This window comes from Candidatus Saccharibacteria bacterium (genome assembly GCA_016700015.1).
GTDB lineage: Bacteria > Patescibacteriota > Saccharimonadia > Saccharimonadales > Saccharimonadaceae > Saccharimonas.
Genome location: CP064995.1, coordinates 706,290 through 724,115, shown reverse-complemented (window position 1 = coordinate 724,115; position 17,826 = coordinate 706,290). Strand labels below are relative to the sequence as shown.

Below are 17,826 nucleotides of genomic sequence, written 5' to 3'. Positions count from 1 at the left end.
CTGCAATATTTGGTGGGTAACAGTAGCGATATCGTGCACCGTTGTCTCGTTTCGGCAGTCGCTCACCAGAATTCCCGTAACGGTCTGCATGAGCTCCCATGCTTCTTGTTTTCCTTTTGCTTCGTTATGCTGAAAGGCATTCGCGATACTTATGACCAGCCTGCCAGGGTTAAATGTGGCGGAGCCGTCCGTGGCGGTATTGTGTATTTGCAGGTTTGAAGTTGGTTCAGGCATCTCTGTTGTCGAAAAAATGTGCTGGCACTGCGGGCACCTGCGTCGTCGCCAGACGGTGGGGGTACGCTTGTGAGGGCGAGAATTCGCAACATCAGTATGAGGGGTTAAACAATTTACACAAAACATGTCTATATATTGTCATACCGCTAGTGAAAATGCTAGTGGATAACAGTCGACCAGCTGGGGAAACAAAATACCCCTTGTTTGAGGGGCATTTTTCGGTTTGTGCCTATACTTAGAGCGTACGACCCTTGGTGTGCTTTTTGACGTCACTCCAGCTCATATCGTATTCAAATGACAGGCTGAAGCTGTCGAGGGCAGAAGGCTTAGTGGTGGTTGTATGGGTAGTATTCTTACTCATACTTACATTGTAGCACAAGCGGTATATTTTGTCAAGCATAGGTACTTTCAGTTATATATCGTGACATGAATATTCGATCCTGTTTGGTGTAGTATTGGTATGTGGAAAAAGTTGGAAAACTTACCGTAACAGAGGTGATATACTATAGGCTATGAACAATTGGGCTCTGTATCCAGTGATTGTCGGTACTATATTTTCCATGATCCTTTGGATAAAGTTTGTGCTAGACGAACATGAAAAGGGGTCGCGGCTTACGCTGAGTGAGCTTGCCACTCAAAAGAATCTTCGCTACTTTAGGACGGTCTTATGGCTTTGTGGACCGTTATTTGCACTATCGACTCTCTATTATATCGGCCCGCGTATTGGAAATGGATATGTGACACTACTACTCATTACGATTGTTGAGCTGGAATTACTCGTAGGAGTTGTACCCCCTCGCCGATCATACGAAAGGCTAGCGCATAGCATAATTGCTTATCTAATGGGATTTCTTATGCTTGTGGCGACTTGTGTATTTGCTATAGTATTGCCGCGATATCAACTTGCCGAGGCTATCATCGGTGGGATTATGCTCGTGGTTATATTGTATGGTTGGATGCGTCGGCGAGACTTCATATATTTTGAAATAACCTATATTTTCTTGTCACATATCAGCTTTGTAGTAGCGGCTTTAGCAGTAACTGTATAAATAAAGAAAAACACCTATCACAACTCGCTTCGCTTGTACGTGCTAGGTTTAAATCCGTATACTGCGACACAAAAGAAAATACCCACCACAAGGGTAGGTATTTTCTTTTGGTGGGCGATATAGGATTCGAACCTATCACCTTGGCAACGTCAATGCCACGCTCTAGCCAAATGAGCTAATCGCCCAAACTTTTCATATCATAGCAAACAGGGGCGGGGTTTGCAATTGGGCGAGGGTTTGCTACTATATCAACAGGCAATGAGAGAGGCTAACCACCTCTGGAGCACGTGACAGCGGCCGCAGACGCACGTAAACAGTCTGGGACAAGAGAATAGCCAAGGTGGAACCGCTACTACTGTGGCCCGAGGCGTATATGCAGAGCATGGTTTGCTTTTGCCCTGCAAAGGAGGTGTATATGCCTACTAGGCTGAGTATGGTTATAATAATCGCTATTTTTTTGTTGCTTCCAACCCAGTACCCACTCTACACAGAAGGTTCTGGTGTAGTGAGTCGTTTTCCATTCTCAACACCTCTTTCATTTACTATCAACACGGGTCAAGGCTCAGCAGAATCGTACACTAAAGGTACATCGGCATATGACCCAGTAACCAACACTGGTTTTCCCGCGCGCACATCAAGCAACCATGGTTGTAGCATATGCCACGAGGTTAGGATTTACCCTATGGGCGTGGTTATCAACTCGCTGGTCGCTGGTTCTGTTTTTCTGGCGATAGTATCTCTGACTGACAAATTAAAGAAAAGGAAAAATAATCATGGATGAAGATCAGCTACACCAAATGCGACACAGCCTGGCCCACATTATGGCACAGGCGGTGCAGCATTTATGGCCGGAAGCTCGTTTTGGGGTCGGCCCAGTGGTAGAGAATGGCTTTTATTATGATATCGATATACCGGGAGTAAAAATATCTGAGGACGATTTCCCAAAAATTGAGGCTGAAATGCGCAAGGTCATTGGCGAAAATTATCCATTTGAGCGCAGCGAAAAACAAGTCGACGAGGCGATTCATTGGGCCGAAGCTGCCAAACAAATATATAAGGTGGAGTTGCTTAACGACCTAAAACGCGCCGGCACAACAGTTGCTAAAGACCTAGATGCTTCCGAAATGGGTACGATCGCCGACGGTTATGCAGCCGTAGAGAATGTGTCATTTTACACCGATGGTGATTTCACCGACCTTTGTCGCGGTCCTCACGTCGAAAGTACAGGCAAGGCAGGCGTCTTCAAGCTTATGCGCGTGGCTGGTGCCTACTGGCGAGGCAAAGAAACCAACCCGCAAATGCAGCGACTCTATGGAGTGGCGTTCGCTGGCCAGGAAGAACTCGATACTCATCTTAAAATGCTCGAAGAAGCAAAAGCTCGTGATCACCGCAGACTTGGAGTCGAACTTGACCTCTATACGACTTCTCCGCTTGTTGGGGTTGGTTTGCCGCTGTTCACCCCTCGCGGCACGATTCTGCGCGAGAAAGTCGCCGGCTTATCCAATCAACTCCGTAAATCTCGCGGTTTTGAGGCAGTTTGGACACCTCATATCACTAAAAAAGACCTATATGAAAAGTCAGGTCACTGGGCAAAATTTGGTGGTGAGCTATTTCTAGTCAAAAGCCAAGAAACCAGCGATGAGATGGCTTTAAAACCTATGAACTGCCCACATCACACACAAATTTTTGCCTCGCGACCGCGGAGCTATCGTGATATGCCGCTACGTTTTCTTGAAACCACCACTGATTACCGAGACGAAAAGACCGGCGAGCTGGGTGGACTCAATCGAGTCCGATCACTTACTCAAGATGATAGTCATGTTTTTTGTCGTCAAGATCAGATTAATGATGAAGTTAATGGACTGTTAGCTGCGGCGGGTGAGCTTTATGGCCAGCTTGGCATGAAGTTAAGGGTGCGACTAAGCTACCGCGATGATGGTGATGCCTATCTCGGTGAAAGCGAGCTGTGGGAGTCTGCCCAGCGACAACTAAAAGACGCGGTTACTGCAAACGGGCTAGATTACTTTGAGCAAGACGGTGAAGCGGCCTTCTATGGGCCCAAGATTGATTTTATGGCTACCGATGCCATTGGGCGCGAACATCAAGTCGCAACGGTACAGCTCGATTTTGTTCAGCCGGAGCGATTTGGGCTTGAGTATGTCGATGCTGATGGGCAAGCGGCTCGGCCAGTCATGATCCACTGTGCGCTCCTTGGCTCGATTGAGCGTTTTCTTAGTGTATTTATCGAGCACACGGGCGGCTGGTTTCCGTTCTGGGCTGCACCGGAGCAAGTCCGTATTTTGACCATTAACGACACCGTCAAAGAATATGTTGATGAAATAACATCGATTTTATCAGATGTCGTTCTAATGCAACCACTTAAATACAACGAAGTACGATTTACAACGGATGGTCGAAATGAAAGCCTTGGTAAGAAGATTCGTGAGGCAGCTGCTATGAAAATCCCAGTCCAGCTTATTATCGGACCAAAAGACAAGGAAGCACGTCAGGTGAGTGTTCGCACACAGCAGGGTGAGGAGAAAGTATCGTTCGATGATCTGGGCGAGTATATCAAAAATCTGTGAGACAAAAGCTTGAAACATTGGTACTAGCCCATGATTGTGACGATACACTTATCCCGTCTGGTCATCTGATTATCGATGCCTACAATCGTGAATACGGCACTGCGGTCGGGCTCTCGGCGCTCTACGCTGATGATGATCCTTGGGGTGCGGCGACAGCCGAGGAAGCAATGCGGCGCGTCGACGAACTGCTACGTGCTGGGATACTTGATGATGTTGAGCCCTTTCCCGATGCCATTGAATATATAAACCGGATGCGTAGCGAGGGTGCGGAGCAACATCTTGTAACTGGCCGTCAAAGCTTTATGGAACCTGTAACAGAGAGGCTGTTGCAGCGTTTCTTTCCCGGCTGCTTCCAATCAATCGAACACACCAATATGTACGCCAGCGGCGAAACGGCCTACCTAAAACGCAGTAAAGGAGAGGTCTGTGCGAATATCGGTGCTCATGCGCTTGTTGATGATCACGTGGAGCACGGTCGTGATGTACTGCGCGCAGGAGTAGAGCGAGTGATGATTTTTGGGCACTACCCGTGGAATATGCATGAGGTTCGGGGCAAGGGTATGGTTCATTGCTCTTCATGGTCAGATGTCTATCGGGAGGCGGTTAACCTTGCGCAAAACAGATGACAATTTACGAGAATTAGTTTACAAGCTGATGCAGCAACTTCCTCGACATCGGGTTACGACGTACGGTGACATTGCTGCTATGTGTGGTAACCCAAGGGCGGCGAGGGTAGTTGGTGGTATCGCTCACCAAGGTCCCGAAGATTTGCCTTGGCATCGTCTGGTCAATGCGGAAGGCGGCTTGGCGATAGGGTACCCGGGCGGACAAGATGTTCAGCGGCAGCTGCTCAAGCAGGATGGTATCGAGTGTGGTGAGGATTACAAAGTGAAAGATTTCGGAGAAAGAAGATGGCGACCGCAGGTATACGACCAGAACTGCCGCTTATTGTGATTGTCGGCCCAACAGCCAGTGGTAAGACAGGGCTCGCGATTAAACTCGCCAAAGAATTTGGCGGGGAAATTATTTCTGCCGATTCACGCGCTATTTATAGGGGCCTCGACATTGGTACTGCAAAGCCGAGTATTGAAGAACGTCAGGGTATTACACACTGGGGTATCGATCTTGTAGATCCGAGCGAGCGATTTACTGCCGCCGATTTCCAAGCCTATGCTAACCGGAAGATTGCTGAAATTCGTGCACGGGGCCGTGTGCCATTTTTAGTCGGGGGCACCGGGTTGTATATCGATGCCGTAGTGTATAATTTTGAGTTTCCAAAGGCGGGAAATAATGAAGCGCGGCGTGCTGAACTAAGTAAATTGTCTATCGAAACACTGCATGAATATTGTAAAAATAGCAATGTTGACTTACCCGAAAATAAGCAGAATAAACGCTACGTCATTGCCGCAATCCTTCGTGCTGGCAATGCGCCAAAGAGACTTACACAACCGATATCAAACGCAATCATAGTAGGAATCACAACAGAAAAATCAAAATTGCATGATCGTATATCGGAGCGTTCACGGCACATATTCACTGATGCAGTTATTCACGAAGCGCAGACGGTGGCGAACAAGTACGGCTGGGGCTCAGAAGCAATGACAGGTAATATATATCCACTTATTCGCCAATATCTTGCAGGGGAGTTGGCACTCGAACAGGCTGTAGAGCGGTTTGTTGTGCTCGATCGACGGTTGGCAAAGCGTCAACTGACGTGGTTTAAGCGTAGTGAACATATTGTATGGCTTTCACTCGACAAAGCGTATACTTATATTGCTCGACTACTCGTTTCACTGAACAATTCATGATATCATGAAGGAGAGAAATGACAGAGGGGAAAATGATTGACGCATTGTTTGGTTCAAAAACCAGGGTGAAGCTGCTTCACTTGTTTTTCAATAACGCTGGCAAAGCATTCTATGTGCGAGAAATCACTCGTCTTGTCGATGAACAGATCAATTCCGTTCGGCGTGAACTGGCTAATATGCTCGAGGTTGGTATTATTACTAGCGACAGTGCCGACAACAAGCTATATTATGAAGTAAACCAGCGCTACGAACACTATATTCCATTTCGTGCTATTTTTGCAGATCAAAAATCTATGTCGACAAGCCAGGATGGTCAAAGTAGGGATGTATCGGCGTGGCACAAGGCAGTAAAGTCAGTATCGGGCATACGTGTTGCGGTCGCCGCTGGAATACTTGTTAAGGGGTCGGCAAGCACAGTTGACCTTCTACTTGTTGGATTACCGTCAGACAAAAAAATACGCGCGCTGATTGCACACATAGAAAATCTTGAAGGGCGTGAGCTAAGCTATACAGTACTGCCCTATGATGAGTTTTACTATCGTCTTAGCGTACGAGATCGTTTTATTACATCGATTTTTGCCAATAAACACCAAGTGCTGGTGGACACCGATACTATTCTGAAAGAGCGCTAGAGGAGGAAATATGTTTGAACTAGAATATAAAGGAGCAAATTGCGTCGTACTCACAAGTAAAGTAGCGACGATTGTAGTTGATCCAAAGCTATCACTAGTAGGACTTAAAGATATTAAAACTAACGATGAGATAGAGCTTACTACCGAGTCGCGATTTCGTGTAGAAAATTCCGATGCGAGGATAATTATCGACTCGCCCGGCGAGTACGAGGTGGGCGACTTTACTATTCGGGGCACTGCCGCAAGTAGACACGTTGATACGCTTGAAGACGAGAAGTGGTCTACGATTTATCGCCTGGAGTGTGGAGACGTGCGTCTAGCGGTAATTGGAAATATCGATCCCAAACTCACCGATGAGCAGCTTGAGTCGATAGGAGTGGTTGATATTCTCGTGTTGCCAGTTGGCGGTAATGGCTATACCCTTGATGCGACAAGCGCCGCCCTGATTGTTCGGCAGATCGAGCCGAAGATAGTCGTTCCGGTTCACTATGCCGACAGCGCACTGAGATACGAGGTGCCTCAAGACAACGTAGACCTATTCATCAATGAGTTGGCCGTACCAGCTGAAGAGATGGCGAAACTAAAGGTAAAAACGGTTGGCTCAATCGGCCCTTCATTGATGGTTGCTAAAGTGACACGCTCTTAGCAGATTATGAGCTACATACTCTCACACAATAAGTCCCTCATAGCGAGGGACTTATTGTGTGAGAGTAGCTCGAAAGCTAGTTTAGTTAGCCAGAATACCTTTTTTCTTTAGCGTACGAATAGCCTGTGTCGACAGAACCATGGTGATTTTCTGACCATCAACAACGAATGTCTTCTTCTGTAGATTAGGTTTGAACACACGTTTTGTGCGACGCAAAGAAAAGCTGACGTTGTGGCCAAATTGTTTACCCTTACCGGTGAGTTCGCAGCGTGCCGCCATCTTTGTCTCCTCTTAATATTTACAATCTGTATCATTGTACGCTACCAGGGGTAATTAGTCAAGGGTGGATATGCTATACTATAGTTTATGGACATAGGGTACATACTCACTGTACTAGGGGTTATTTTTGTATCGATGACACTTCACGAAGTGATGCATGGTTTGGTTGCCTATAGGCTAGGTGACGAAACGGCCCGTTTACTCGGTAGACTGACGCTGAATCCTATCAAGCACGTCGATCCATTCATGACCGTCATATTGCCGCTTCTGATTGTCATCACGAATATGCTCACCGGTACAAATACCCCCATATTTGGAGGCGCCAAACCAGTTCCGTTTAATCCTTCACGGATCGATCATGAAGAGTGGGGAATAGCGCTTATGGCTATCGCCGGCCCGCTGACAAACTTGCTGCTTGCACTCCTTAGTTTTATACTTCTTGTCGCAATAGGTAGCGAAGCGAACCCTATAGGCAAAATAGCACTGGTTAGCGTGTGGGTAAATCTAGGTTTTTTTGCCTTCAATATTTTGCCAATACCGCCCCTCGACGGTTCACGGGTAATGTATGCGCTTGCTCCCGATTTCATACGGCGGGGTATGGATGCTATTGAGCGATATGGAATAGTTTTCGTGTTCATTATCGTTATGTTGGCAAGCCCACTACTCAGTGCTTATATGACATCTGTAATCCAGTTCTTTCTCATCACATTCTCACGCATGTTTGGTGTTGCATAGTTAAAAAAGAGAGTATAATATAGGTAGTCCCAGAGCACATCTCGGCGTGTATGATTTTCCTAACATCATAGACACGGGACTTCAATATTTATCACTCCTGTGGGAGTGGTGTGAGAAGACCCACCTTGCATTTATGCGGGGAATGTCAAGCGCCAAAGATGCTGGGACTTTTATGTCTATGAGACAAAGCCACGGCTTCTCTCATCGTGCCATGTGAGCAAGTAAATCGCTCGAGGCGGTGTTCTTTTCCAAAACTGGCAGCTAACTCCGCCAGGAGATATTACACAGCTATAGTCCGATACACAGTTGGAGAAGCTTCGGGATGTGGCGCAGCTTGGTAGCGCGCACGGCTGGGGGCCGTGAGGTCGCAAGTTCAAATCTTGTCATCCCGACCATTATGTCTATTGCGAAAATATCACCGATAGTCAGCAGGGCACCGTACAATAGTTAGATATCTATTCTACAGTAGCGTATAATGACAACTAGGCAGTTTGTTGGACAATCGCCAGCCGTCAAAAGTTGGAGGAAAGTCCGGGCAGCGCAGGATACGACAGCCGCTAACAGCGGCCGGGGGTGACCCTAGGGAAAGTGCCACAGAAACGATACCGCCCGCCAACCGGCGGGTAAGGGTGAAAGGAGTGCTCGCGCAAGCGGGGATGACATGCGGCCGACCGTGTAAGCGGTCCTTCGTCAAGTCATCAGGTAAGAGCTCACAGCGACGCATGGTAACATGTGGAGGAGGTAAACCCTGTCGGCTGCAAGGAGGTGTGCATAAAGAGCTATCCGCTCGCACACCGATACCCGCTTGATGTGTGCGGCAACGTACATGCTAGATAGATGATTGTTCTCGACAGAACCCGGCTTACAGACTAACTGCCATCATAAATACCCGCATCACGGCGGGTTTTTATGATGGCAAAGTAATTAGAGCTCTAAGCCAGGTTATTTCGTGACACTTTTTACAATAGCCGCAAAAGCTTTAGGATCGTTTGCCGCAAGCTCAGCGAGTACTTTACGGTCCAGTTCTACGCCAGCGACTCGCAGATTTGCAATCAGCTTGCCGTAGGTAGTGCCGTTTTCACGCGCTGCTGCATTGATACGTGTTATCCAAAGAGCGCGTAAGTCGCGTTTGCGGTTGCGCCTGTCGCGGTATGCATACTGTAAAGCGCGTACGACAGCTTGCCTAGCAAGGCGGAAACTGCGTGTACGATTATGTTGCATGCCTTTGGCACTTTTTAGTACTTTATTATGTCTTGCTCGGGCAGGGACGCCTCGTTTAACTCTCATAATCTATACTCCTAACGCCCGTTTAGCATTTTTCTTCATAGCGCCCGTAACTTCGGCAGTTGTGTTGATGTTACGTTTGCGTGATTTGCTCTTTTTGGAGAGCATGTGGTTACCGAATGCACGTCGGCGCGTGAGTTTGCCGGTACTGGTTAGCTTAATGCGCTTAGCAGTGCCCTTATGGGTCTTGAGTTTTGGCATTACTTACTCCTTATTACGATGCTCAGGTTGCGGCCTGCCATCATTGGTTTCTGTTCGAGTATTGCTACGTCTTCGAGCAGGGAAACGACACGATCGATAAGGTCATACCCAAGTTCTTTATGAGCCATCTCGCGACCGCGGTAGAAAATAAGAATTTTCACTTTGTGTCCTTCTGAGAGAAATTCTCTGATCTTGCGTAGTTTTATCTCCAGGTCATTCGTGCCAATCTTTAAACCAAATCGCATTTGTTTGAGCTCGGATGCCTTGTTGGAGCGGCGATTCTTCTGCTGTTCCTTCATCCGCTGGTACTGGAACTTGCCCCAGTCAACGACTTTCACGACAGGTGGGTCGGCATTTGGTGATATTTCTACCAAATCTACTCCGGCCTCTTCGGCTACCCTGAGCGCGTCGGTGCGTGACATAATGCCAAGCTGTTCTCCGCTTGTACCAATGACACGAAGCTCTCTTGCACGGATTGCTTCGTTAATACGAGTTGATGTGTTGATTACACTCTCCTTTGTTCGAGTTGCGTTTAGCAATTTACTCTCTATGTATTTTAACAGATGTGAATACTAATATCAAGTAGTTTGACGGTATTGCAGGGCTTCAGATATATGCCTAGGCAACACATCTTTTTCCTTGTCTAGGTCTGCGATTGTCCTCGCTACTTTTACTACCTTGAAGTAACTACGCGGACTAAGTCCTAGGTTATCGGCTGCAGCAGTGAGGATACTGCGGACATCTGAAGTGAGTGGGATATGCTTCTTTATCTCACTACTTGTCAAAGAACTGTTGTGTTTTGTACCTGATTTGTATCTGTCTGACTGAACTTTTCTCGCAAAAGCAATAGCAGCTTCAGCAGATGTATGTTGTGAATACGACACTGAATTTGTTGCAAGTATCTGATCATTCGGAATACGTGAAACTGGGATGACCATGTCGATTCTATCGAGGAGTGGGCCGGAAAGGCGTTTTTGATAAGTGAGAACCTGTGAAGTGCTGCAGGTGCATTCGTGAATAGGGTCTCCGTAATAGCCGCAAGGACAGGGATTTTTTGTCCCAATGAGCATAAAGTCAGCAGGATAGGTGGCTCGTCCGCCAACGCGCATCACCGAAATAGCCTTATCTTCAAGCGGCTGACGCAGTGTTTCAAGAGCAGAACGAGAGTACTCGGGCATCTCATCAAGGAAGAGCACTCCGTGATGCGCTAAGCTTACTTCACCCGGCCTTGGGTGTGTGCCACCGCCCACCAGTGCAATCTGACTAGCTGTATGGTGTGGTGCGCGAAATGGCCGGGTGCGCACTATATCGCCTGCCAGAATGCCGGCAAGACTATGGAGTTTTGTTACCTCTAAGCATTCTTCATTCGTGAGCGGGGGGAGGAGCGAGACCATTGTCTTTGCGAGCATCGTTTTCCCGGCGCCAGGAGGGCCTGTGAAGAGAATATTATGATGACCAGCTGCGGCGATGATAAGGGCACGCTTGGCCTGTTCTTGGCCGTAGATATCGTCGAGAATAGCGCCCTGGTGAGGAATATTGTCAAAAGTGTTGAGCGGTGCGCTGATTGGCGTAAGAACAGACTCTTGTTTTAGGTGGAGAAACAGCTGCTTGAGCGAATCGATTGCGTACACGTTTACTCCTTCAACCAGTGTGGCTTGTGTCGCGATGGCTTTAGGTAAGAAAATCGTGTCTATACCCGCACGTTTCGCTGTTTCGGCGATAGATATCGCGCCACTGATAGGACGCAAATACCCGTCCAGAGACAGTTCCCCAGCGAAAATAGCCCCAAGGCAATCAGAGTTACGCAACTGGCCACTGCTCGTAAGAATTGCGAGTGCGATTGGCAGGTCGTAGTGTGTTCCATCTTTCGGAAGTTCGGCTGGTGCAAGATTAACAGTAATTCGCTTGGCAGGGTATTCGAGTAGCGAGTTGCTGATAGCGCTTTTTACTCGCTCCTTAGCTTCTTCGATCGCTTTGTTACCCAAGCCAACTATTTGTAACCCGGGCAACCCTTTTGTTATATCGCTCTCAACTTCAACAATATGGCCTTCAAAACCAATTGGTGCAACAGACAGAATTTTTGCTACCGTTCCCATGCTGGTATGTAGTTAACCACATCTGGCGCTAAAGTGTAAACTGTGATATACTTTTATCATGGTGAACGGGGCTGACTTTAGCTTTCGACATTGGGAATTTAACAGACTGTACCGGCATGTCGACCTCTGACGTAATCAGAATCAATAATTGCAACTAAAATTGCTTCGCTGTTTAAAAGCTTCAGCTTTTCTCCAGCACCAGCTCTTGCTTAATTAGCAGAGCCGCACCGGTTTAGGTTCCTACTTGTAGACTTGGTGTGTCATATTTTGTAGGATAGGGCTTCTTTGCTGCCATGACGGCGAATCCCGAAATTTTTCATGGCTCACGTGTGCGTATGTTTGTTCTATTTTGAGCGACCATGTGATCAAATTGAATAGGACTATGCATGTAGATGGACAGTTCGTTACTCGATGGACCCGGGGGCAGTACCCGGCAGCTCCACCAACGAAAAAATCCAACCGAAAGGTTGGTTTTTTTCGTAGGATCCTAAGGGCTCTGCTATCCAAGAGAGAGGGGGGGGTATCAGGCGGCGGCCCAATCAGTATTACGCGGCCGGTCAAGAAGGTTCTAGCGTTTTTGAGTATGGTTTGTATGACTGGGCGATTAAAAAACAACCACCTGCGAGTAGTGGTTGTTTTTGTACGTGGAGTTTTTTGCAATTTTGTTTATTTTTACCCTTCGAGTAATTTTTGTACTCAAAGGCTACCCCTATAATATGCTGCCAAAGTGCTAATGTCAATAAGATTTAAAGCAAAATACTACGTAAAAAATACTACATGCGAATACATAAAATCAGCTAGTCTGGTAGGAATAAAAGGTGCCAGTTGATTAAAGACATGGTCTAGTGGGATGGTGTATGAAATTTTAGAGTGAGTGCTAATATGAAACTGCGAGGCGAGGGGTTTGAGGTAGGCAAAAACAGGATGAGCCATAGCGACTCAGAATTTAACCAGCAGCCAGCATGATATTCCAAGCGAACCGTTGCCACGCCCCAACTTGGGTTGGGCCGTGGTTATGACAAAAGTCGCGAATGTATTTAATTGACATATACAATTGTCGCAGCCGAATAAGTGCAGAATTGAATGGTGCTAAAATACCAAGCAGCAATTGAGCTAGTGGCACGTTTACCGTGGGGTTGCTGTGTGACATACTACAAAGAGCTTAATGAAGACAGACGATCGCGAAGAGTACGGACAGAGATTCGCTACGTTCTATGCAAAATCGATATTACCACATAGACTGCTCAAGACTAAGCTATGCGATGTCGGGTGAAACGATAGAGAAGTGTCCAACTGTAACGGGGCGAGTAGTCCGGTAAGCATCTCACCATAACAATAATATATTGTCATTAATACAACAATAATTCTATACCTAAATTGATTGATTTTAAAGTGTAATAGCTGCTTGTTGTTGAATATATATGCGGAAATCACAACAGAAAATGCCATAAGCATTATTGACTGTCAATGGGTTATATGCTAGTCTAGAACTAAGCTTTTACAACACAAAAAAGCCACCACAAAAATTACCTTAACAATTCATAACCACCCGTTCATACGAAACGACATTGACGGAAAACAGGCATCGGCACCCGTACAGTAGATTGGATTACTGTGAAGTAAACCACGCACCTTCATACTTGTACATATTATGTGGCGCTGCCTATGCTCCGCCGATCGTAGGGTAGTCTTTCGACTGCACTCTCGGTGTCGTAGCGCGCGTCATTTAGTACATCGAATATATTGGTGACCTTTGGTCATCGCGCATTCGAGCGGAATATGACGCAAGGACCTATGCTCCACATTGTGGAGCGGTCAGTAGCCTTGAGCGGCTCTGCGGGCGACCCTAATAGTTATATTACATGTCGGTCGCTATAGCTCACGCTTAGCATTGCCGCTCTGGCTCTTTAAACTCTTTTTGGTGATATGATGAGAACATGCTTGGAAAAGCACTGACACTATCATCATTGTTCGCGTTTGTTCTGTTATCCGCGATACTCCAGTCGACCACTCCATCGACAATTCACCCGGTAGGGATTCTTTCAGTATTTGTTCTACTCTATGTGTTAGCGCTTGGTGTGCTAACTTTTTGTTTATATATATTCTCGCGTATTATCTCTAAGACAATCGTAAAACGATCCGTGCGTCGATCATTGAGCCTTCAGAAGTCATATTATTATGGGTCAGTCCTAGCACTTGCCCCTGTAATGATATTAGGAATACGGTCTATAGGAAGGACTGGAGTATATGATATTGTTCTCATTGTACTTTTTGAAATAATCGCATGTTTTTATATAACAAAGCGCCGTAGCTAGTGTTTATTTAGTGCTTGTTATGCTATAATTTACAGATATGGAACCCAAGCAATCAGGACAGCCTGGAGGGATAGAGCATGTGCCGGCACCGGCAAGTGTGTTCGAAGGCTTGTCGCCTGGAGTTGAACAGATGGGGGGACTTAGCCATGAGCGCAAAATTGAGAATCATCCCGAAGTTGGTGCGGTACAGGCTGAAGCGGCACAGATTGCAATGCCCACTCTCCCCGCACCAGTCGCCCAGCAAGACGATACAACAGTTACTAATGCTACAGATGACAGCATACCAGCTGTCGCCGCTGACGACGATCTGATTGAGAAGGAGTGGGTAGACAAAGCCAAGAAAATTCTTGCCGAAACGAAAGACGACCCGCATCGGCGCGAGGCCGAGGTGAGTAAGCTCCAAATAGAATACATTCGCAAACGATATGGTCGACAAATTGGTGATGCGGGCGACCAATGAATAGCACTAGTGCGTTTATAGGCCTATTTATTATCACCGTGCTCATCGTCTCGGGAGCGACGGCAGCTTTTCTTATCTATCGCCGCACATTGCGCGAAGCTAAGAACTACGAGCGTGGGCTAAAGATGGTACCTATACTTATCCATCTTCCGCCAGCAAGCGACGATACGGTTGGTGAGAATCGCGATAAACGTGATTTGACGGAGGAAGTACTGTCACAAGCACAGGTTATGTACAACATCATCTCCAGCACGGCGACGAAAGGTTTTAAGAGTAAGATTTACGGTCAGCGACACATTGCTTTTGAAATAATCGCCAGAGAAGGACTTGTTTATTACTATGCTGTAGTCCCGACTGTACTGACCGACGTAGTGTCGCAGGCGGTAGCAGCGGCTTACCCTTCGGCACGGCTAGAAGAGGTAACAGAACACAATGTATTTAGTAAGGTAGGTAAAATTAGTGGCACGATTGGCGGCGAGTTTACCCTTAAAAAACCGTTTTACTTTCCCATTGCTACCTATATGGAATCAAAACGCGATGCCTCGAGGGCATTGTTGAATGCGATATCTGCCGCGGGGCGAGAAGATGGGGTGGGGGTGCAGTTTCTCCTTCGGCCCGCCAACGAAGGCTGGGCAAAAGCTGCTATTTCTTACGCAGATAAAGTTGTTAAGAACAAAGGGATAAAAAAATCTGGTTTCCAGGGTATGATTGCCCCAAAAGACGTTATGGAGGCACTCTGGAAACCGCCTGAGACCAATAAGGACGGTAAGCCTGAAGAGAAGCAGATGAATGCCGTTGACCAGCAGGCGGTAGAAGCGATACAAGAAAAGACGCGCTATCCTGGCTATGAGGTACTTGTGCGTGTGGTTGTATCGTCTAACACTTCTAGTCGTTCGCAGGCCTTATTGAAAAATATCGTGGCGGCATTCGCACTGTTTGATTCACCTAGCTACAATGGCTTCAAGTTCAATCTATCAAAAAATATCGAAGAGTTGACGACCTCGTTCATATTTAGGTTTTTTCCACAACAAGTGAATTCGAGTATCTTGAATAGTGTTGAGCTTGCCACTGTCTTCCATCTCCCAGATCAAAATAGCATCCCTACTTCTCAGGTACAGCGGCAGATGAGTAAGCAGGTTGATGGTCCCACGCAGGTTATGGAGCAGGGATTGTTGCTTGGCTACAATGAATTTCGCGGTGTTAAAAAGCCGATTCGACTGAGTGACAAAGACCGGCGACGACACATTCACATTATTGGTCAGACTGGTGTTGGTAAGTCTGTATTGCAGGAAAACCTGGCTTACCAAGATATGATGGATGGACGTGGGTTTGCACTTGTTGACCCGCATGGTGATTCAGTAGAGGCGCTGCTTAGCAAGGTCCCTAAGGAGCGCGTGGAGGATGTTATTTACTTCAATCCTAGCGACATGGCAAACCCGGTAGGACTGAACATGTTCGAGTTTGACCATCCCGACCAGAAAGACTTCCTGGTGCAAGAGGCAATTAGTATGCTTTATGGACTTTATGATCCAGGGCATACCGGTATTGTTGGACCGCGACTCGAGCACATCTTTCGAAACTGCGCCTTGCTTCTGATGAGCGATCCGCAGGGGGGCACCTTTATCGACATACCCAAACTCCTGATTGATGAGGAGTTCATGAAAAGCAAACTGAAGTATGTCACCGATCAAAACGTGCTAGATTTCTGGACAAAAGAGTTTCCGGCATCTCAGCGCTCAAGTGAGGCGGGTGAAGTGATTAGTTGGGTGGTGTCGAAGTTTGGTCCCTTTATTAGCAACGATGCCATGCGTAATATTATCGGTCAGACAAAAAGTGGGTTTAACTTTCCGGAGATAATGAATAACAAGAAAATACTGCTCGTCAATCTTTCGAAAGGAAAGATGGGTGATCTAAACTCTCGTCTGATCGGTATTATATTCGTTATGAAGTTTCAAGCGGCCGCAATGGCGCGTGCTAGTATGGCTGAAGAAGATCGTCAAGATTTTACGCTCTATGTCGACGAGTTCCAGAACTTTGCTACGGATAGCTTCGAGACAATTCTCTCTGAAGCACGTAAGTATCGACTAAGTCTCGTACTCGGCAACCAGTTTATGACTCAGCTCAAAGAAGAGCTGCGTGAGGCGATTATCGGTAATGTCGGTACCACCATAACGGGGCGTATCGGTATTACTGATGCCGAGATTATGGTAAAACGCTACATGCCAGTATTCGATGCAGAAGATCTGACGAAACTCCCGAACTATCAGTACGTCAGTGTGGCCCAAATAGAGGGTGTGCCCTCCGCACCATTTAGTATGAATGGAATTCCACCGATGGGACAGTCCAATCCTCAGCTAAGTGATGCGCTAAAACGTCTCTCGGCCGCCAAATATGGACGACCACGAGGGCAAGTCGAGCAAGAGATATTTGCTCGCCTGAGCGTCAAGAAAAATACCCCAGAGGGCATATCGGCAATGCCAGGCAATAACCCTTCGAGCATTGGCGGCGGGACGGGACGGTCGACCATTGGGTCGTCAGGCTCATCCTTCTTGGACGAGTGGTTGGCAAAACGCAAACAGCTGGCACCAACAACTCCGCCCGCCTCGTCACAGCCATTTGGCACGCCGCCGGTTAATACTCAGCTGATACCACCAAATTCTCCAATTAGTCCAATTACGACACATTCCGAGTTCCATAGTATGGCAGCGGGCCCAGTTCAGACTACTGTAGCCAAACCAGTGTCTTCACTTGCTACAGGTCCTGGTAGCCCTGCGACCGATGAGGATGAGCCGGTATCGGATAAACCTGCCGGTATAAGTCAGCCCGATAAAGATCCAAGCCACTTAAACCTAAATGATATAGCCGACAGCGAGGTATCGATTAAGTTGCGCTAGAGACACCTGTGCGCAAAAAGATGAACTATTTTTTGCCCAGGACAACTAGGCGTAGGTAGTCAAAAACTAGGCCAACTAGCCACCCAAGTATAAAAGAGGCAGTTGTTTCAGAGCCGGAGAGGGGATAGCCATTAAACCTTGCGATAAGGTAGATGGAAAGTGTGAAAAGGAAAGCAAACACCGCCCCAGATAAGACCGCATTTGGGCGTGCTATGGTGCCACCTACGGCATCGCTGACTCTTTCGACGGTTGGATTATGGATAATATCGCTAAATACCCTGCTTGGTGCTGACATCTGTGAGCGCACTTCATGCATTGTGGCACGGTAACTGGCGTCACGTTCGCGTTTTGAGGCGGGTCCACGACGCTCAGTAGGTGATTCATCATGCCTCCTCTCCTTTCCGTCGACCTTCTCTGTGGCAACGGCCTGTTCTAACGCTTCATGCTTTGCGTGTTCAGCATCTCGTTCATGATTCCGCTCTGATACATTACGCTCACGGTCTGCTGCAAGCTGCTCATGCCGCTTATCGGCAATATGCTGCAGAGCTTCACTGTCGTAGGCTCGCTCGTGAGTGCCAAATCTATCTTTCTCGTCGCTCATAACCACC

Annotated in this window: 16 protein-coding genes, 2 tRNA genes and 2 other RNA genes; 13 read left to right on the top strand and 7 right to left on the bottom strand. The window is 47.2% G+C overall.

Annotation, left to right across the window (positions count from 1 at the left end):
• The first annotated feature begins 746 nt into the window (after positions 1 to 746).
• Positions 747 to 1,283 (top strand): hypothetical protein, encoded by a 537-nt coding sequence (locus tag IPM09_03980; protein ID QQS21651.1) that lies wholly within the window; start codon positions 747 to 749, stop codon positions 1,281 to 1,283.
• A 108-nt stretch (positions 1,284 to 1,391) separates the two neighbouring features.
• Here the strand turns inward: IPM09_03980 and IPM09_03975 are convergent.
• Positions 1,392 to 1,468, bottom strand: a tRNA-Val gene (locus IPM09_03975).
• 588 nt (positions 1,469 to 2,056) lie between these two features.
• Between IPM09_03975 and thrS the strand changes: the two genes are divergently transcribed.
• Genes thrS through IPM09_03945 form a run of 6 tightly spaced genes read left to right on the top strand, consistent with a single transcriptional unit; the run spans position 2,057 to position 6,954 of the window.
• Entirely contained in the window at positions 2,057 to 3,868 is a 1,812-nt protein-coding gene (thrS, locus tag IPM09_03970) for a threonine--tRNA ligase (GenBank protein QQS21650.1), read from the top strand.
• Positions 3,865 to 4,494, top strand: coding sequence for a hypothetical protein (locus IPM09_03965; GenBank protein QQS21649.1), 630 nt, complete (start codon positions 3,865 to 3,867; stop codon positions 4,492 to 4,494). Before thrS ends, IPM09_03965 begins: the two co-directional genes overlap by 4 nt.
• The gene (locus IPM09_03960; GenBank protein ID QQS21648.1) at positions 4,454 to 4,822 is read left to right on the top strand and encodes an MGMT family protein; all 369 of its coding nucleotides are present in this window, start codon (positions 4,454 to 4,456) and stop codon (positions 4,820 to 4,822) included. The genes IPM09_03965 and IPM09_03960 overlap by 41 nt, the downstream gene beginning before the upstream one ends.
• Positions 4,780 to 5,676, top strand: a complete 897-nt coding sequence (locus tag IPM09_03955) for a tRNA dimethylallyltransferase (GenBank protein ID QQS21647.1) — start codon at positions 4,780 to 4,782, stop codon at positions 5,674 to 5,676. The genes IPM09_03960 and IPM09_03955 overlap by 43 nt, the downstream gene beginning before the upstream one ends.
• A gap of 32 nt (positions 5,677 to 5,708) precedes the next feature.
• Positions 5,709 to 6,308, top strand: a complete 600-nt coding sequence (locus IPM09_03950; GenBank protein ID QQS22469.1) for a transcriptional regulator — start codon at positions 5,709 to 5,711, stop codon at positions 6,306 to 6,308.
• Positions 6,309 to 6,318: 10 nt separating this feature from the next.
• Positions 6,319 to 6,954 (top strand): MBL fold metallo-hydrolase, encoded by a 636-nt coding sequence (locus IPM09_03945; protein QQS21646.1) that lies wholly within the window; start codon positions 6,319 to 6,321, stop codon positions 6,952 to 6,954.
• Between the two features lie 81 nt (positions 6,955 to 7,035).
• Here IPM09_03945 and rpmB read toward each other — a convergent pair whose 3' ends face one another.
• A complete protein-coding gene (gene rpmB, locus IPM09_03940) occupies positions 7,036 to 7,233 on the bottom strand; it encodes a 50S ribosomal protein L28 (protein QQS21645.1) in 198 nt (65 codons plus the stop codon).
• An 87-nt stretch (positions 7,234 to 7,320) separates the two neighbouring features.
• On the opposite strand from rpmB, the gene IPM09_03935 reads away from it, so the two are divergent.
• From IPM09_03935 to rnpB, 3 genes are all read left to right on the top strand, one after another.
• A complete protein-coding gene (locus IPM09_03935) occupies positions 7,321 to 7,968 on the top strand; it encodes a site-2 protease family protein (GenBank protein ID QQS21644.1) in 648 nt (215 codons plus the stop codon).
• 318 nt (positions 7,969 to 8,286) lie between these two features.
• A tRNA-Pro gene (locus IPM09_03930) sits at positions 8,287 to 8,363 on the top strand.
• A 91-nt stretch (positions 8,364 to 8,454) separates the two neighbouring features.
• Positions 8,455 to 8,849, top strand: an RNA gene (gene rnpB / locus IPM09_03925) — RNase P RNA component class A.
• A 61-nt stretch (positions 8,850 to 8,910) separates the two neighbouring features.
• Here rnpB and rplT read toward each other — a convergent pair.
• From rplT to IPM09_03905, 4 genes are read right to left on the bottom strand one after another with little or no spacing between them, the layout of a single operon-like run.
• Positions 8,911 to 9,255, bottom strand: a complete 345-nt coding sequence (rplT, locus tag IPM09_03920; protein ID QQS21643.1) for a 50S ribosomal protein L20 — start codon at positions 9,253 to 9,255, stop codon at positions 8,911 to 8,913.
• A 3-nt stretch (positions 9,256 to 9,258) separates the two neighbouring features.
• Positions 9,259 to 9,453 (bottom strand): 50S ribosomal protein L35, encoded by a 195-nt coding sequence (gene rpmI / locus IPM09_03915; protein ID QQS21642.1) that lies wholly within the window; start codon positions 9,451 to 9,453, stop codon positions 9,259 to 9,261.
• The gene (locus IPM09_03910) at positions 9,453 to 9,992 is read right to left on the bottom strand and encodes a translation initiation factor IF-3 (GenBank protein ID QQS21641.1); all 540 of its coding nucleotides are present in this window, start codon (positions 9,990 to 9,992) and stop codon (positions 9,453 to 9,455) included. The genes rpmI and IPM09_03910 overlap by 1 nt, the downstream gene beginning before the upstream one ends.
• 39 nt (positions 9,993 to 10,031) lie before the next feature.
• A complete protein-coding gene (locus IPM09_03905; GenBank protein QQS21640.1) occupies positions 10,032 to 11,549 on the bottom strand; it encodes a YifB family Mg chelatase-like AAA ATPase in 1,518 nt (505 codons plus the stop codon).
• Between the two features lie 67 nt (positions 11,550 to 11,616).
• On the opposite strand from IPM09_03905, the gene ssrA reads away from it, so the two are divergent.
• From ssrA to IPM09_03890, 3 genes are all read left to right on the top strand, one after another.
• Positions 11,617 to 11,994: a transfer-messenger RNA gene (gene ssrA / locus IPM09_03900) on the top strand.
• Positions 11,995 to 13,901: 1,907 nt separating this feature from the next.
• Positions 13,902 to 14,324 carry a hypothetical protein gene (locus tag IPM09_03895; GenBank protein ID QQS21639.1) on the top strand — a complete coding sequence of 141 codons (423 nt, stop codon included), beginning with the start codon at positions 13,902 to 13,904 and terminating at the stop codon, positions 14,322 to 14,324.
• Entirely contained in the window at positions 14,321 to 17,218 is a 2,898-nt protein-coding gene (locus IPM09_03890) for a TraM recognition domain-containing protein (GenBank protein QQS21638.1), read from the top strand. The genes IPM09_03895 and IPM09_03890 overlap by 4 nt, the downstream gene beginning before the upstream one ends.
• 25 nt (positions 17,219 to 17,243) lie before the next feature.
• On the opposite strand, the gene IPM09_03885 is transcribed toward IPM09_03890, so the two are convergent.
• The gene (locus tag IPM09_03885) at positions 17,244 to 17,819 is read right to left on the bottom strand and encodes a hypothetical protein (protein QQS21637.1); all 576 of its coding nucleotides are present in this window, start codon (positions 17,817 to 17,819) and stop codon (positions 17,244 to 17,246) included.
• Positions 17,820 to 17,826 lie beyond the last annotated feature (7 nt).

Coding starts and splice junctions, on each gene's coding strand:
- IPM09_03935 (QQS21644.1), top strand. CDS start 7,321: ATGGACATAGGGTACATACTCACTGTACTAGGGGTTATTTTTGTATCG.
- thrS (QQS21650.1), top strand. CDS start 2,057: ATGGATGAAGATCAGCTACACCAAATGCGACACAGCCTGGCCCACATT.
- IPM09_03945 (QQS21646.1), top strand. CDS start 6,319: ATGTTTGAACTAGAATATAAAGGAGCAAATTGCGTCGTACTCACAAGT.
- IPM09_03950 (QQS22469.1), top strand. CDS start 5,709: ATGATTGACGCATTGTTTGGTTCAAAAACCAGGGTGAAGCTGCTTCAC.
- rpmI (QQS21642.1), bottom strand. CDS start 9,453: ATGCCAAAACTCAAGACCCATAAGGGCACTGCTAAGCGCATTAAGCTA.
- IPM09_03895 (QQS21639.1), top strand. CDS start 13,902: ATGGAACCCAAGCAATCAGGACAGCCTGGAGGGATAGAGCATGTGCCG.
- rplT (QQS21643.1), bottom strand. CDS start 9,255: ATGAGAGTTAAACGAGGCGTCCCTGCCCGAGCAAGACATAATAAAGTA.
- IPM09_03955 (QQS21647.1), top strand. CDS start 4,780: ATGGCGACCGCAGGTATACGACCAGAACTGCCGCTTATTGTGATTGTC.
- IPM09_03905 (QQS21640.1), bottom strand. CDS start 11,549: ATGGGAACGGTAGCAAAAATTCTGTCTGTTGCACCAATTGGTTTTGAA.
- rpmB (QQS21645.1), bottom strand. CDS start 7,233: ATGGCGGCACGCTGCGAACTCACCGGTAAGGGTAAACAATTTGGCCAC.
- IPM09_03980 (QQS21651.1), top strand. CDS start 747: ATGAACAATTGGGCTCTGTATCCAGTGATTGTCGGTACTATATTTTCC.
- IPM09_03890 (QQS21638.1), top strand. CDS start 14,321: ATGAATAGCACTAGTGCGTTTATAGGCCTATTTATTATCACCGTGCTC.
- IPM09_03885 (QQS21637.1), bottom strand. CDS start 17,819: ATGAGCGACGAGAAAGATAGATTTGGCACTCACGAGCGAGCCTACGAC.
- IPM09_03960 (QQS21648.1), top strand. CDS start 4,454: ATGTCTATCGGGAGGCGGTTAACCTTGCGCAAAACAGATGACAATTTA.